At 73.0% G+C, this 13,273-nt stretch carries 15 protein-coding genes; 9 read left to right on the top strand and 6 right to left on the bottom strand.

The features are described 5' to 3' along the window. Positions 1–4 precede the first annotated feature (4 nt). Together ABKW26_RS01285 and ABKW26_RS01280 are read left to right on the top strand one after the other, a co-directional pair. On the top strand, positions 5–1,918 hold the full coding sequence (locus tag ABKW26_RS01285) for an ABC transporter permease (protein WP_348590628.1): 1,914 nt from the start codon (positions 5–7) through the stop codon (positions 1,916–1,918). 97 nt (positions 1,919–2,015) lie between these two features. Further along, on the top strand, positions 2,016–3,248 hold the full coding sequence (locus ABKW26_RS01280) for a TIGR03862 family flavoprotein (RefSeq protein ID WP_348590590.1): 1,233 nt from the start codon (positions 2,016–2,018) through the stop codon (positions 3,246–3,248). Between the two features lie 47 nt (positions 3,249–3,295). Here ABKW26_RS01280 and ABKW26_RS01275 read toward each other — a convergent pair whose 3' ends face one another. Then, the gene (locus ABKW26_RS01275) at positions 3,296–4,174 is read right to left on the bottom strand and encodes an alpha/beta hydrolase (protein ID WP_348590589.1); all 879 of its coding nucleotides are present in this window, start codon (positions 4,172–4,174) and stop codon (positions 3,296–3,298) included. Between the two features lie 160 nt (positions 4,175–4,334). On the opposite strand from ABKW26_RS01275, the gene ABKW26_RS01270 reads away from it, so the two are divergent. The 3 genes from ABKW26_RS01270 to ABKW26_RS01260 all read left to right on the top strand — a co-directional run bounded on the left by ABKW26_RS01270 (position 4,335) and on the right by ABKW26_RS01260 (position 7,297). Then, entirely contained in the window at positions 4,335–6,368 is a 2,034-nt protein-coding gene (locus ABKW26_RS01270; RefSeq protein WP_348590588.1) for a BTAD domain-containing putative transcriptional regulator, read from the top strand. After that, complete coding sequence (locus tag ABKW26_RS01265; RefSeq protein WP_348590587.1) at positions 6,365–6,895, top strand: hemerythrin domain-containing protein; 531 nt, start codon at positions 6,365–6,367, stop codon at positions 6,893–6,895. The genes ABKW26_RS01270 and ABKW26_RS01265 overlap by 4 nt, the downstream gene beginning before the upstream one ends. 105 nt (positions 6,896–7,000) lie before the next feature. Beyond that, positions 7,001–7,297, top strand: a complete 297-nt coding sequence (locus tag ABKW26_RS01260; protein WP_348590585.1) for a hypothetical protein — start codon at positions 7,001–7,003, stop codon at positions 7,295–7,297. 45 nt (positions 7,298–7,342) lie between these two features. On the opposite strand, the gene ABKW26_RS01255 is transcribed toward ABKW26_RS01260, so the two are convergent. Continuing rightward, positions 7,343–7,708: a hypothetical protein gene (locus ABKW26_RS01255; RefSeq protein ID WP_348590584.1), complete on the bottom strand. Its 366-nt coding sequence runs from the start codon at positions 7,706–7,708 to the stop codon at positions 7,343–7,345. Positions 7,709–7,831: 123 nt separating this feature from the next. Here ABKW26_RS01255 and ABKW26_RS01250 point away from each other — a divergent pair, with 123 nt between their 5' ends. Then, a complete protein-coding gene (locus tag ABKW26_RS01250) occupies positions 7,832–8,083 on the top strand; it encodes a hypothetical protein (protein WP_348590583.1) in 252 nt (83 codons plus the stop codon). A gap of 24 nt (positions 8,084–8,107) precedes the next feature. Here ABKW26_RS01250 and ABKW26_RS01245 read toward each other — a convergent pair whose 3' ends face one another. After that, positions 8,108–8,977: an alpha/beta hydrolase gene (locus tag ABKW26_RS01245; protein WP_348590582.1), complete on the bottom strand. Its 870-nt coding sequence runs from the start codon at positions 8,975–8,977 to the stop codon at positions 8,108–8,110. A 60-nt stretch (positions 8,978–9,037) separates the two neighbouring features. Between ABKW26_RS01245 and ABKW26_RS01240 the strand changes: the two genes are divergently transcribed. Continuing rightward, positions 9,038–9,292 carry a hypothetical protein gene (locus ABKW26_RS01240; RefSeq protein WP_348590581.1) on the top strand — a complete coding sequence of 85 codons (255 nt, stop codon included), beginning with the start codon at positions 9,038–9,040 and terminating at the stop codon, positions 9,290–9,292. Here the strand turns inward: ABKW26_RS01240 and ABKW26_RS01235 are convergent. Then, positions 9,289–9,462, bottom strand: coding sequence for a hypothetical protein (locus ABKW26_RS01235; protein ID WP_348590580.1), 174 nt, complete (start codon positions 9,460–9,462; stop codon positions 9,289–9,291). The genes ABKW26_RS01240 and ABKW26_RS01235 overlap by 4 nt on opposite strands. Before the next feature lie 127 nt (positions 9,463–9,589). Next, positions 9,590–10,558, bottom strand: a complete 969-nt coding sequence (locus ABKW26_RS01230; protein ID WP_348590579.1) for an MBL fold metallo-hydrolase — start codon at positions 10,556–10,558, stop codon at positions 9,590–9,592. 120 nt (positions 10,559–10,678) lie between these two features. Between ABKW26_RS01230 and ABKW26_RS01225 the strand changes: the two genes are divergently transcribed. Beyond that, positions 10,679–11,581 carry a helix-turn-helix transcriptional regulator gene (locus tag ABKW26_RS01225; protein WP_348590578.1) on the top strand — a complete coding sequence of 301 codons (903 nt, stop codon included), beginning with the start codon at positions 10,679–10,681 and terminating at the stop codon, positions 11,579–11,581. Here the strand turns inward: ABKW26_RS01225 and ABKW26_RS01220 are convergent. Further along, a complete protein-coding gene (locus ABKW26_RS01220; RefSeq protein ID WP_348590577.1) occupies positions 11,553–12,314 on the bottom strand; it encodes an SDR family NAD(P)-dependent oxidoreductase in 762 nt (253 codons plus the stop codon). The two genes, ABKW26_RS01225 and ABKW26_RS01220, sit on opposite strands and share 29 nt — an antisense overlap. 101 nt (positions 12,315–12,415) lie before the next feature. Here ABKW26_RS01220 and ABKW26_RS01215 point away from each other — a divergent pair, with 101 nt between their 5' ends. Beyond that, a complete protein-coding gene (locus tag ABKW26_RS01215) occupies positions 12,416–13,255 on the top strand; it encodes a helix-turn-helix transcriptional regulator (protein ID WP_348590576.1) in 840 nt (279 codons plus the stop codon). Positions 13,256–13,273: the final 18 nt, after the last annotated feature.

The following is a 13,273-nucleotide window of genomic DNA, read 5'->3' as shown; positions in this document are numbered from 1 at the left end:
CCGCATGTGGTCCTTCGCGAAGTCCTCCGCTCGTGCCCACCGCGCGAGCATGGCGGGCAGCTTCCTCATCGTCCTGCTCGCCTCCGCGCTCCTGGCCGCCACCGGCGTCCTCATGGACTCGGGCCTGCGCACCGGCTTCAGCGGCGAGCAGGCGGGCGGCGCCGCGATGATGCTCGCCACGGTCGCCGGGTCTTTCGGCGGCACGACGATCCTCATCGTCGTCCTCATGGTCTCCTCGACGATCTCGGCCGCGCTGCGGCAGCGTCGTCGTGAGTTCGCTCTCCTGCGGGCGGTCGGTGCGACCGGTGCCCAGATCCGCACGATGGTCACGGGCGAGGTCCTCCTCGTCTTCGCCGTCGCCGGTCCGCTCGGCGCCGTGCCGGGACTCTTCGCCGCGCGCCTCCTCGAACCGCTGCTCGCGTCGAGCGGCATCGTCCCCACAGGGTACGAGCTGACGATCACCCCGGCGCCCGTCGTCGCGACGCTCCTCCTCCTCGTGCCGACCGGTCTACTCGCTGCGCGGCTCGCAGCACGCGAGGCCGTGCGGACGAGCCCCACGGCCGCCGTGCAGCAGAGCACCGCCGAACCCTCGACTCTCGGTCGCGGCCGCACGATCACCGCGGTCTGGCTCGCCGGAGCAGGCCTCGCCGTCGCCCTCGTCCCGTTCTTCTCTCCCGGTCTCATGGGCACCGCCGCCGGCGCGAGCTCGGCGTTCCTGCTCATCACCGCGGCCGCGCTGGCCGGCCCCGTGCTCGTCGCCTGGGTGTCGGAGCACGCGCTGCGGCTCTCGAGCCCGCGCGGGTGGGCGAGCGGTCACCTGGCGATGGCCAACGCCCGCGGCTTCTCCCGCCGCCTCACGTCGGCGATCGTGCCCCTCGCGCTGCTGCTCGCCCTCGGGACCGTGCAGTCCGGCGTCAACCGGACCGCCGTCGAGGCGTCCGGCATGCAGCTCGAAGCGGGCCTGAAGGCCGACCTCGTGGTCGACGCGTCGACCGTCACCCCCGACGAGGTCACGAAGATCGGCTCGCTCCCCGGCGTCGCCGAGGTCGTGAGCACCGGCGTCACCTCGGCCGACGTCAAGGTCGACGCCGACGACGAGGACATCCCTGCGCTCGACGCCCTCTCCTGGGAGCCGACCGCCCTGCGCGTCCTGCCGAGCGGCATGACGACCGACGTCGTCGACCCGCAGGTCACCGCCGGGTCCCTCACCGATCTCGACGACGTCAGCACGATCGCCGTCGGAGGGGACGCGACCTTCGGCACGTTCAAAGGGCTCGGCGACACCGTCGAGCTGCGGTTCCCGGACGGCACGCTCTCCCTCGCGACGATCGTCGCCGTCTACGACCGAGGCCTCGGCTTCGGCGACTTCCTCGTCGGCGAGAGCACCGCCGCAGCGCACGACGCGGCGGTCACCCCCGACGCCGTGTTCCTCCAGGCCGAGGCCGGATCCACCGGCGACGTCCGAGACGCGCTCGCGGCGATGGGCGTCGAGAGCCGGAGCGTCGCTGCCTACGTCCAGGATGCCCGGAGCGCGGGGGAGTCCCAGCAGACCCTCTCGGCCGTGCTCCTCCTCGCGCTGCTCGCCTTCATCGGGCTCGCTGCCGCGAACACCCTCGCCATGCTCACGTCCCAGCGCGGTGGCGAGTTCACGCTCCTCAAGCGCACCGGAGCCACGGGCCGCCAGCTCACCGCGATGGTCGCCGTCGAGTCGGTGTTCGTCGTCCTCGTCGCCTGGGTCATCGGGACCGCCGCCGTGGTCCCCGCGCTCGTCGGGGCGAGCGTCGGACTCCTCGGCACACCCGTCCCCACGGTCGACTGGGCGATGTACGGCGGGCTCGCCGCCGCCGTCGCCGTCATCGCCGTGCTGACGATCCTCCCCGTCGCGCTGCGCAAGGGAGCGGGCACCGCCCGTGCCTGACTCATCGGCGTGACGGCCGGGCTCCACGACCACCGTGGTCCATGGGCTACGTTCTGGTCATGCTCACACTCACCGTTGCCCCCGGACGTCCCGGCACATGAGCACGGCGAGCGTGATCGGTGGTGGACCGGCGGGGCTCATCGCCGCTGAGGAGCTGGCCCGTGCCGGCGTGGACGTGACGGTGTACGAGCACATGCCGGCCGTCTGCCGGAAGTTCCTCCTGGCGGGTCGCGGAGGGTTGAACATCACCCATTCCGAGGACGCCGACCGCTTCGTGGGGCGGTACGGCGAGTCGGCGGACCGGCTCGGACCGATGCTCGAGCGGTTCGCCGCGCAGGATCTTCGTGACTGGTGCGGGAGCCTCGGCGAGGAGACGTTCGTCGGGTCCAGCGGGCGGGTGTTTCCGAAGGCGTTCCGGGCGACACCGCTGGTCCGCGCGTGGTTGGCGCGCCTCGCCGAGCTCGGGGTGCGCATCGAGACGCGGCACCGGTGGACGGGGTGGACGGACGAGCACGATGCCCTGCGCCTGACAGGCCCCGACTCCGGCGAGATCGAGGTGGCCAGCGATGTGGCGGTCTTCGCGCTCGGTGGAGCGTCGTGGCCACGGCTCGGGTCGGACGGCACCTGGGTGGACCTGTTCCGCGACCGCGGCGTGGAGGTGGTGCCCCTGCGGCCCGCGAACGTCGGGGTGCGCGTCGGGTGGACCGACATCTTCTCGGACCGGTTCGCCGGCAAGCCCCTGAAGAACGTGGCGCTGACGGTCCGCGGCCACCGTGGTGGTCGAGCACGCGGCGACGCGATGGTCACCGGGACAGGGCTCGAGGGTGGCCCGGTCTACGCGATCGGCGCGGCGATCCGTGCCACCCTCGATACCGGTGCGCCGTGCGTCGTCGAGGTCGACCTGCGTCCCGACCTCACCGGCGACAGCCTCACGGAACGGTTGCTGCACCGTCGGCCGAAGGACTCCGGCTCGAGCTGGCTGCGCCGCTCGATCGGTCTCGACCCCGCCGCGATCGCGCTCGTCCGCGAGGCCGGCGGTGGCGCTGTCCCTGACGACGCAGCCGTGGTGGCCAGGCTCGTCAAGGCCGTGCCCGTCGTGGTCACCGCGACGATGCCGATCGCGCGGGCCATCTCGACCGCGGGCGGCATCGCCTGGTCCGAGGTCGACGAGTCGCTGATGATGCGCAGGATGCCCGGCACGTTCGTCGCCGGCGAGATGCTCGACTGGGAGGCGCCCACCGGTGGCTACCTGCTGCAGGCCTCGTTCAGCACCGGTGTTGCCGCAGCGCGGGGAGCCCTGACCTGGCTCCAGCGGGACGGCGAGGGCTGAGGCTGCATCCGGGTGTCGGTGCCGAGCCCCAGCCGGGACCGCCGCTGTCAGCGGGCGACGAGCTCGCGCACCACCGTGGCGATCTCGCCGGGCACCTCCTCCGCGAGGAAGTGCCCGGCGTCGGTCGTGAGGTGGACGAGGTCCGGCGCCCAGGCCCGCCACACTCCCGCGGCGTCGTAGCCGAGCGCGGAGCCCCAGTCCTGCTGGACGACCGTCACGGGCATCCGCAGCTGGTTCCCCGCGTCCCGGTCCGCCTGGTCGTGCTCCACGTCGATCCCCGCCGACGCGCGGTAGTCCGCGACGATCGACGGCACCGCGGCGGCGCTCGCCCGGAGGTACTCGGCGCGGACGTCGGCCGGGATCGCGCCGTCCGGGGTGCCCCACGCGTCGAGGAAGTGACCGAAGAAGGCGTCCGCGCTGTTCCCGATGAGCGTCTCGGGGAGGCCAGTCGCCTGTGCCATGAGGAAGAGGTGGAACCCGACCGCGGCGGACGCCCCGTGCAGGACGTCCCACATGTCGAGGGTCGGCAGCACGTCGAGGCACGCGACGTGCGTCACGACGTCCGGGTGGTCGAGCGCGGCACGGAACGCGACGAGCGCCCCGCGGTCGTGGCCGACGAGAGCGAAGCGCTCGTGCCCCAGAGCCGCGGCGAGCGCGACGACGTCCGCCGCCATCGTCCGCTTGGAGTACGTGGTCGCGTCCGCCTCGGCGGGCTTGTCGCTCGCGCCGTAGCCGCGCAGGTCCGGGCAGATCACCGTGTGGTCCGCGACGAGGTCGGCTGCGACGTGCCGCCACATGAGGTGCGTCTGCGGGAACCCGTGCAGCAGCACGACGGGCGGGCCCGAGCCGCCGACGGCCGCGCTGAGCGTGACCCCCTCGGCCACGGTGATCGTCATGTGCTCGAGCTCGGGGATGGTGAGAGGCATGGTTGTCCTTCGTCGGTGGGCTGCGTCGGGGGGAGCGGCCGGCGGTCGGTGCCGCGGCGTGGTCCCAGCGTGCGGGGGAGCGATGAGCAACGGATGAGCAGCCGGCCGGGAGCGGTCGAGCGGTCGTCGAGCGGCCGTCGTGCACCGCTAGCCTGGGCGGGTGCCCGTCGACCGTGATCCCGGACAGGCCGTCCACGTCGGAGTGCTCGGCCCTGTCGTCGCCTGGGACGAGGCGGGCGTGCCCATCGCGCTGCGGGGCCCGCGCCACCGCGCGGTGCTCGCCCGGCTCGTCGTCGCACGCGGCCGGGTGGTCCCGGTGTCGATGCTCGTCGACGACCTCTGGGACCGTCCGCCCGACGGCGCGGTGAGTGCGGTGCGCACCTTCGTCGCCGCGCTCCGGCGCGCGCTCGAGCCGCAGCGCCCGCCGCGGGCACCCGCGCGGCTGCTCGTCACCGAGGGTGCCGGCTACGCCCTGCGCGGCGTGAGCGTCGACGCGGTCCAGCTCGAGGACGCGGTCGACACCGTCCGGAGCCAGCCACCCGGGGACGCGCTCGCGACCCTCGACCGCGCGGCAGCCCTGTGGCGCGGCCCCGCCTACGCAGAGCTCGTCGACGAGCACTGGGCCCGCGCCGAACGATCCCGCCTCGCCGAGCTGCGCCTGCACGCCGTCGAGCTGCGGGCCGGCGCGCTCCTCGACCTCGGCCGCGCCGCCGACGCGATCCCCGACCTCGATGCGCACGCCGCACAGCACCCGTGGCGCGAGGAAGGATGGCGACTGCTCGCCCTCGCGCTCTACCGCACGGGCCGCCAGGGCGACGCCCTCGACGTGCTCCGCCGCGCGCGGTCCCTGCTCGCCGACCAGCTCGGCGTCGACCCCGGACCCGCGCTGCGCCGTCTCGAGGAGGACGTCCTCCAGCACGCGCGGGGCCTCGACCTCGTTGCCCCACCTGGCGCGGCCGACCGCAGTGCCGGACCGCGCACAGCGGTCGACAGGGTGTGGGCCGCGACGACCATGTCCTACGACCGTGCCCTCGGATCGGGCGCAGGACCGGGAACCCGGGCACGGCTGCGCTCGACGGTCGACCTCCTGCGCAGCCTTGCCGTCACCGGTGGCTCAGGGCTCGAGACGGCGCAAGGTCAGCGCATCGCGACGATCCGCGCTGCCGAGGAGCTCGGCGACCCCGACCTCACCGCCCGCATCATCGGCTCCTACGACGTCCCAGCCGTGTGGAGCCGCTCTGACGACCCGACCCAGGCCGCGCAGGTCGTCGCCGCAGCCGAGCGCGCGCTCGTGGCCCTGCCGGCCGACGCGCCCGAGCCCGTCCGCGGACGGCTGCTCGCGACGATCGCCGTCGAGAGCCGCGGCGACAGCAGCACCCAGGGGCGCGCCGCGGCAGCCGAAGCGGAGGAGATCGCGCGCCGCTCGCACGACCCCGCCCTCCTCGCCTTCGCCCTGAACGGCACGTTCATGCAGTCCTTCTCGCACGCCGGGCGCGCTCCGCAGCGCGACACGATCGGAGCCGAGCTCGTCGATCTCGGCTCCCGCCACGGGCTCGTCACGTCCGAGCTCCTCGGCCACCTCGTGCGTCTCCAGTCGGCGTGCGCCCTGGGAGACCTTCCCACGGCCGACGGGCATGCCGCCGCTGCGGATGCGCTCGCGCGAAGCTACGAGTCGCCGCTGGTGAGCGTCTTCACCGGCTGGTACCAGGCGCTGCGACTAGGCCTCACCAACCAGCCGCCTGCCGAGGTGGCGGCGGCGTACCGTCGCGCCGACGCGCTGCTCGACGGCGCGGGCATGCCGGGCGTCCGGCGCGGGCTCCTGCCGCTCGCTCTTCTCGGACTGCGCGTGGTCCACGGGCGTCCGGCACCGACCGACCCGCGCACCGACTGGGGCCCGTACGCGCCGTGGGCGCGACCGCTCGTGCTCCTCGCGGAGGATCGCCGGGACGACGCCGCGGCTGCTCTCCGAGCACTGCCCGACCCGCCGCACGACCACCTGCTCGACGCCCTGTGGTGCCTCGCCGCGCACGCAGCCGTCCAGCTGGAGGACCACGACATGATGGAGCGGGCCCACACGGCGCTCCTCCCGGCAGCCGGCGAGATCGCGGGCGCGGGAAGCGGGCTGCTCACGCTGGGGCCGGTGCCGAGGTACCTCGACGCGCTGGCGGCCGGTCTGCGAGGATCGCGAAGATGACCGGACCGTTCTCGTCCGACCGGATCGTCGCTTGGGGCGACGAGCTGCGCCGAGTCCACGTGCAGCTGCGCCGGGCGCTCGCGCTCGCACGGGAGGCGGTCGAGGACGGCACCGTGCCCGAGGAGAGCACCGCGCCCGAGGGGGGTCCGGCAGCCGCGCGGGAGCTGCTCCTCTTCTGCCACGGTTTCTGCGTCGCGCTGAGCGGTCACCACCGGGCCGAGGACGGTGCGCTGTTCCCGCAGGTCGTGGCGGCGCACCCGGAGCTGGCGCCCGTCGTCGCGAAGCTCACGCAGGACCACAGCATGATCGAGTACCTCATCGGCGGCCTCGGTGCGGCCCTCGCACGGGGCGCTCCGGCAGAGGAGACGCTGCGGCACCTCGACGGGATCGAGGCGGTCATGGAGACGCACTTCGGCTACGAGGAACGACAGCTCGTCGCGGTGCTCGACGCGTCGCAGGACTGGGGTGCGACGGGCGCGAGCTCGCTCGAGGGCGATCGACGGCGGCTGTTCGGTCCGCTCGCCTGAAGGGCGCTCACGCCGCCGCGTCCGAGGGGCAGTGCTGGCGACCCACCAACATGGCCCGGACCTTTCGCCCCCTTGACCAGGCCTTGGCTCCCGTACGATCACCGCGTGATCTTCTTCGGGTGGGGCCGCAACAACAAGACTCAGCAGGTCAGCGACGTGCAGGCACTCGTCCTCGGGTACTCGTACTTTCACCTCTTCTGGCTGTTCCGGGTCTCTTTCGGGCTCAGCTACAGCCTCGCCACGCTGACGGACGTCGGGTGGGCGACGCGCCCGCTGTCTCGTGAAGAGGCAACGGCCGGGGGTGCCCAGGCCGCGCTCGCGCTGCACTGGTGGTGGCGCTTCGGTCTCCTCGTCGCTGTCGCGGCGATCGTCGTGATCGCAACGCTCGGCTCGCTCGTCTAGCTCCGGCGGTGGTGGTGCCCGAGAGCGCCTGCCTGGACGCTCTCGCTATCGACGAGTGATGACGCTGATGTCGCCGCCCGAGAGGGCACGGTCCAGGCAGTCGAGGACGCGCTGCACGTCGTCCCGCGTGGCTGAGTCCTCGAGCTGGATCGACGTCCCCGACGACGGCAGGTCTGCGCTCATGAGCGAGCTGCTCACCGATCGGTCGCGCACGCACGACGTCACGTCGCCCTGCGGCCCTCCCGGGTGGCTGATGCCGATGGACCACGGGCCCTCGCTGGGGATCTCGCCGACCGACGGGCCACGCGTCACGACGACGACGATCGTCCCCACGACGAGGACGATCGCCACGAGTGCGGTGATGACTCGCACCCGCCGGCGCGGGGGCGCGATGGACGGCATCGTCGGCATCGAACCACTCTTGCGGAGACCGCACCCGTCGACAAGACCCCTTGCCGACCAAACCTGTGGATAACCCTGAGCTGCCCATCGACGAGCCGTTACGCTGACGTCTCTTCCACGGAGAGGCAGGTCATGGACGAGGCGTTCGCGATCCAAGAACGGTGGCCGGAGCTCTTTGCACCGTTGAGCACGGTCGACCAGCAGGCGGTGGCGAGCGCCTTCGCGACCCGCTGGCAGGAGGGCTGGACCCTCAGCCGCGAGGACGTCGAGAACCTCACCGACTACGTGCGGGGCGCGATCGACAAGGACGAGTACGACCGGCGCGCGACCGCCGCAGCCGAGCGCGTGCGGGTCATGGACCTCTGGCTGGCGTCGCAGGAGTAGAGGACACCGACGTCAGGCGAGCGCTCAGCCGCCGTCGACCTTGCGTGTGAAGGAGAGGATCGCCTCGGCGAGCGGTGCCAGCACGGTGGGCGGCAGGGCATGGCCCATGCTCGGGATGCTCACGAGCCGCGCACCCGGGACGAGGCCGGCGATCCGCTGAGCGTTCGGCGGCGGGTAGACCGGGTCGCGCGGTGCCTCGACCACGAGCAGCGGCACGGTCACCGCCGACAGCTCGTCGCCGCGAGCGAGGCCCGACTGGTCGGCGAGCGCGTGCGCGAGCGGGGCGTCGTGCCGCCCCTCGTGGGCGATGACGCGCTCCTCCGTCGCCCGGATCTCCTCGGCGTCGAAGGGTGCCTCGTCACCGTTGAGCAGCCGCCAGTGCTCGGTGCGCCACGCGATCTCCTCCTCACGGTCCCGCGGGTCGTCGGCGTGGGACCACATCTCGAGGAGGCGGGGGTCGATACCGGGAGTGTCGTCAGCGTCGTCGCCCTCGTCGTCACCCGTGCCCCGCCCCAGCGGGCCCGTGCTGAAGACGGTCGCGCTGCGCAGCCGGTCGGGGTGGTCGAGCAGGAGCAGCTGGGTGAGCGTGCCACCCATCGACATCCCGACGACGTGGGCGTCGCTGATGCCGAGGGCGTCGGGCAGGAGGACGGCGTCGTCGGCGAGGTCGCGCAGGGCGTACGGCTGGTCGGCGAACGCGTGGGTCGAGGCACCGGTGTCGCGGTGGTCGTAGCGGACGACGCGGTGCTGCTCGGCCAGACGGGCGACGAGCGCGTCCGGCCAGTAGAGCCCGCTCGATGCGGCACCCATGACGAGCAGGAGCGGCGGGGCGTCGGCGGGTCCGTGCTCGTCGAACCAGAGGGTGACGTCCGGACGGATGGTCGTGGTCGGCATGCCCCCACCTTCCCGGGGCCAGGTGATTCTGTCGACCGCTTTCCCCTCGCCGTCCACCCGGTGCGGCACGATGGGCGGTCAGACGTCGCGTCACGACGGCGCGAGGCAATCGACGCCGACCTGCACGGCCTGACGGTCGCGGACCGGGCGGGGGCGAACGCCCAGATCGGTCTGGACGCTCTGCTGACCGTCCTCGACCTCGTCCAGCGCGTGGCGTTCCCGCTCGGTGCCTCGCTCGTCGGGGCGGCCGTCGTCATCCAGACGCTCGCGCCCGCCCGGCTGGGGGCCGAGAGGGCGACGAGCGACACGCCCTAGCTGTCGCAGGAGCACACGAGGTTGCGCTCGAGCACCTCGTCGCCCTCCTCCGGGCGGGCCCAGGCCTCGGCCTCGGCGCGGTCGGCGAACGAGCGGGGTGCAAGCCGACCGTTGGCCATCCGCACCACGGTCTCCAGCTGCTCGCGGGGGTCGGTCCAGGTCAGGGTCATCCGTCGGCTCCTCACGGTGTCATCAGGGTCAACCGCGCCCGGGCGAGAGCTATTCCGCTCGCCCGGGCGCCGGAGGCCCCGAGCGGTGGCCGGCATCCCAGGACGACACGCCCTGGCGGTCGCGCCGTCAGATTGCGGTGAGCGGCGCCCAGCCGACGACCGCGAACGTGTCGCCGGCCTTCTCGACGCGGAAGCCGCCGTGCCCGCCGAAGTGTGCCGGGAACAGGAGGAGGTCCTTCTCGGCGGCCTCGGTGAAGAGACGGTCACGGGTGGCGTTCGCCTGCGTGGTGTCCTCGTCGAAGCAGCTGCTCGTGTGCGCGTCCTGGACCTGGGCCGGGCTGTGCAGCGTGTCTCCGACGAACAGCACCTCGTGGTCGCCGGAGACGAGCCGCAGCACCGAGGCGCCCGGGGTGTGGCCGGGGGCCGCCTCGAGGACGAGGGCGTGGTCGATGCGGTGCGACCCGCTCCATGCGGTGACCTGGCCGGCCGCAAGGACGGGCGCCACCGAGTCCGCCCAGGCGAGGTGCGCGCCCGGGCCCATGATCGTCTCGCTCCCGGTCGCCGGGTCCCAGAACGCGAGGTCCTCTGCCGGCATGAGGTACTGCGCGTTGGGGAACGTCGGCACCCACGCCCCGTCGACGAGGCGCGTGTTCCACCCGACGTGGTCGGCGTGCAGGTGCGTGTTCACGACGACGTCGACGTCCTCCGGCGTGACGTCAGCAGCGGCGAGATGCTCGAGGAACGCCGTCTGCAGGTGGGACCAGCTCGGCACGTCCGGCCGGTCCTTGTCGTTCCCGACGGCCGCGTCGACGAGCACGGTGAGTCCTCCGCTGCGGATGATCCACGTCTGCATCGCGACGCGGACGGTGCTCTCCATGGTCGTGGGCGCGTCGTCCTCGAGGAAGTGCGGGCGCAGCTCGCGCTCGCTGCCCTCCCAGGCTGTGGGGTCGGTGCCGGGGAAGAACTGGTCGGGTGTCATGCCGATGCTTCCCACGCTCTCGACGGCCCGGGTGACGGTCACGTCGCCGAAGGTGAGGACGTCGCTCGTCGTGATGGTGCTCGTGCTGCGCGAGCCGGTAGCCGCTGTGCTGCTCATGGTGTCTCCGTCCGTTGGTGCTCCAACGATCACCGCCCGAGCCCGGGCGGACCAGACCGCCCTGCGGCTATCCCTGGCAGGGGTAGGCAGCATCACCGGAGACACCCGAGACTGGGAGGCATGACCGTCGACACCCTCGGGGCGTTCCTCCAGGCCAGCCGCGCCCGGGTCACGCCCGAGTCCGCAGGCCTCACGCTCTACGGCGACCGGCGCCGGGTCGCCGGGCTGCGCCGCGAGGAGCTTGCGATGCTCGCGGGCGTCAGCTCGTCCTACTACACGCGGCTCGAGCAGGGACAGTCGCGCAACGCGTCCCCGCAGGTGCTCGACGCCCTTGCCGCGGCGCTGCGCCTCGACGACGCGGAACGGTTGCACCTGCGGCGTCTCGCAGAGCAGGGTGGACGTCGCACCCGTCCGAGACGGCCCGCCGTGGAGGTCGCGGACCCCGCGCTGCTGGAGCTGCTCACCGCCCTCGGCGGCGTGCCGGCGCTCGTCCTCGGCCGACGCAGCGACGTCCTCGCGTGGAACCCCCTCGGGCACGCGCTGCTCGCGGGACATCTCGACGCCGACGCGCCGACGGCGCCGAGCAGCCGTCCGACCATGGCGACGATGGTGTTCCTCGACGACCACACCCGCGAGCTCTACGCCGACTGGCGGGCCAAGAGCCGTGCGGTCGTCGGGAACCTGCGGCTCGTCGCCGGGCAGCACCCGGACGACCCGGTGCTGGCTGCGCTCGTCGGGAGCCTGAGCATGCAGAGCCCTGACTTCGCGTCGCTCTGGGCAGACCACCGGGTGCAGGCCTGCGCGACGGCCGTCTACACGCTGCACCACCCGCTCGTCGGGGACGTGACGGTGACCCAGCAGACGCTCCGCTCCGTCGACCATCCCGACCAGACCTTCGTCACGCACACCGCACCCGCAGGGTCGCCCTCGGCGGAGGCGATCACGCTCCTCGGGCAGATCGTCGGCGACCGACGCGGCGGTGCGTCCACCCTCATCACCTCGCGTGCGGGGCAGCCTGGTTGAGCATCCCGACGACCTCGGCGTAGGCCCCGTCCACCTCGCTGAACCTCAGCGGCTTCACGCGCTCGACGAGGATCTCGTGCGCGTCGGGCTGGGTCTCGAGGAGCGTCATGACCTCGTCGACGAACGCGTCGAGGGGGAGGGCCATGTCGTTCTCGGCATGACCGGGCATGAGGTCGGTCCGCACGGCGGGCGGGACGAGCTCGAGGACCTGGACGCTGGTGCCCGCGAGCTGGAGACGGATCGACTCGCTGAGCATGTGGATCGCGGCCTTGGTCGCGTTGTACGTGGGCGTGACGCGCAGCGGGGTGTGTGCGAGGCCGCTGGAGACGGTGACGATCGTCGACGCCGGCCGGGCCTGGAGGTGCTCGACGAACGCAGCGACGAGCCGGATCGGCCCGAGGAGGTTCGTCGTGACCATCGCCTCCGCGTCGGAGAGGAACCCGGGGGAGCGCCAGTCCTCGGCACGCATGATGCCGGCCATGGCGACGAGCACGTTCACCTCGGGGTGCTCGGCGACGACTGCCGCCGATGCCGACGCGATGCTCGCGGCGTCCGCCGTGTCGATCTGGACGGTGTGGATGCCGGGATGCTCGGTGGCGATCCGGTCCAGCAGCTCGGTGCGGCGTCCGCCGACGATGACGGTGCTGCCTGCCGCGTGGAGGCGCAGAGCGAGGGCGAGGCCGATCCCGCTCGTGGCGCCGGGGACGAAGACGGTGTGTCCGGTGATGTTCATGACCCCACCCTGTGCGCAGCGCGCAGCGGCCGGAAGAGACCCGGTGATCCAGGGATCGCCGGTCCCTGGATGCGTCGTGTCGGTCCAGGGATGATGGCGGCATGGAACGCCGAGACCTCGCAGACTTCGTGCGCTCGCGCCGCGAGACGCTGCAACCGGGGGACGTCGGGCTGCCTGTGGGCGCTCGTCGTCGCGCACCGGGACTTCGCCGCGAGGAGGTCGCTACCCTCACCGGGATGTCGACCGACTACTACGCGCGGCTCGAGCAGGGGCGCGGCCCGCAACCGAGCGGTCAGATGCTCGCCGCTCTCGCCCGCGCCCTGCGCCTGTCGGACGACGAGCGCGACTACCTCTTCCGTACCGCCGGCCACGCCGCACCGGACCGGGCCGTCGCCTCGACCCACGTGGCCACGCCGCTCCTGCGGGTCCTCGACCGGCTCGACGACAGCCCGGCCCTCATCCTCTCCGAGCTCGGCGAGACGCTCGTCGCGAACCGGATGGCCGTCGCTCTCTTCGGTGACCAGTCCGCGCGCACGGGCCTCGCGCGGAGCGACGCCTACCGGTGGTTCACCGAACCCGCCTCACGCGTGATCTACCCGGAGGGCGACCGCACGCACCACTCGCGCGCGCTCGTCTCGAGCCTGCGCGTCGCCTACGGACGGTCCGGGCCGCGCTCCCGCGCCGGGGAGCTCGTCGTGGCGCTGCTCGAGCAGAGCGCAGAGTTCGCCGACCTGTGGGCCGGTCACGAGGTCGCGCGGCGCTTCGAGGACCACAAGACCCTCGTCCACCCCGAGCTCGGCCTGCTCGAGCTCGACTGCCAGGCGCTCTTCACCGAGGACCAGTCGCAGGCGCTCCTCGTCCTCACCGCGCCGCCGCGCACCGAGGCGTGGGAGAAGCTCCAGCTGCTCGCCGTCGTCGGGAGCCAGAGCTTCACCGGCTAGCGCGACGCAGCCTCGTCG

This window comes from Sanguibacter sp. 25GB23B1, from assembly GCF_040012415.1.
GTDB lineage: Bacteria > Actinomycetota > Actinomycetes > Actinomycetales > Cellulomonadaceae > Sanguibacter.
The sequence above is the reverse complement of the archived record's forward strand: the minus strand, read 5'-3'. Positions and strand labels throughout refer to the sequence as shown.

Excerpts from the sequence above, each read along its gene's own strand:
- ABKW26_RS01235 (WP_348590580.1), bottom strand. The coding sequence starts at position 9,462 with ATGACCCTGACCTGGACCGACCCCCGCGAGCAGCTGGAGACCGTGGTG.
- ABKW26_RS01245 (WP_348590582.1), bottom strand. The coding sequence starts at position 8,977 with ATGCCGACCACGACCATCCGTCCGGACGTCACCCTCTGGTTCGACGAG.
- ABKW26_RS01275 (WP_348590589.1), bottom strand. The coding sequence starts at position 4,174 with ATGCCTCTCACCATCCCCGAGCTCGAGCACATGACGATCACCGTGGCC.
- ABKW26_RS01255 (WP_348590584.1), bottom strand. The coding sequence starts at position 7,708 with ATGCCGACGATGCCGTCCATCGCGCCCCCGCGCCGGCGGGTGCGAGTC.
- ABKW26_RS01250 (WP_348590583.1), top strand. The coding sequence starts at position 7,832 with ATGGACGAGGCGTTCGCGATCCAAGAACGGTGGCCGGAGCTCTTTGCA.
- ABKW26_RS01280 (WP_348590590.1), top strand. The coding sequence starts at position 2,016 with ATGAGCACGGCGAGCGTGATCGGTGGTGGACCGGCGGGGCTCATCGCC.
- ABKW26_RS01230 (WP_348590579.1), bottom strand. The coding sequence starts at position 10,558 with ATGAGCAGCACAGCGGCTACCGGCTCGCGCAGCACGAGCACCATCACG.
- ABKW26_RS01265 (WP_348590587.1), top strand. The coding sequence starts at position 6,365 with ATGACCGGACCGTTCTCGTCCGACCGGATCGTCGCTTGGGGCGACGAG.
- ABKW26_RS01220 (WP_348590577.1), bottom strand. The coding sequence starts at position 12,314 with ATGAACATCACCGGACACACCGTCTTCGTCCCCGGCGCCACGAGCGGG.
- ABKW26_RS01225 (WP_348590578.1), top strand. The coding sequence starts at position 10,679 with ATGACCGTCGACACCCTCGGGGCGTTCCTCCAGGCCAGCCGCGCCCGG.
- ABKW26_RS01215 (WP_348590576.1), top strand. The coding sequence starts at position 12,416 with ATGGAACGCCGAGACCTCGCAGACTTCGTGCGCTCGCGCCGCGAGACG.
- ABKW26_RS01285 (WP_348590628.1), top strand. The coding sequence starts at position 5 with ATGTGGTCCTTCGCGAAGTCCTCCGCTCGTGCCCACCGCGCGAGCATG.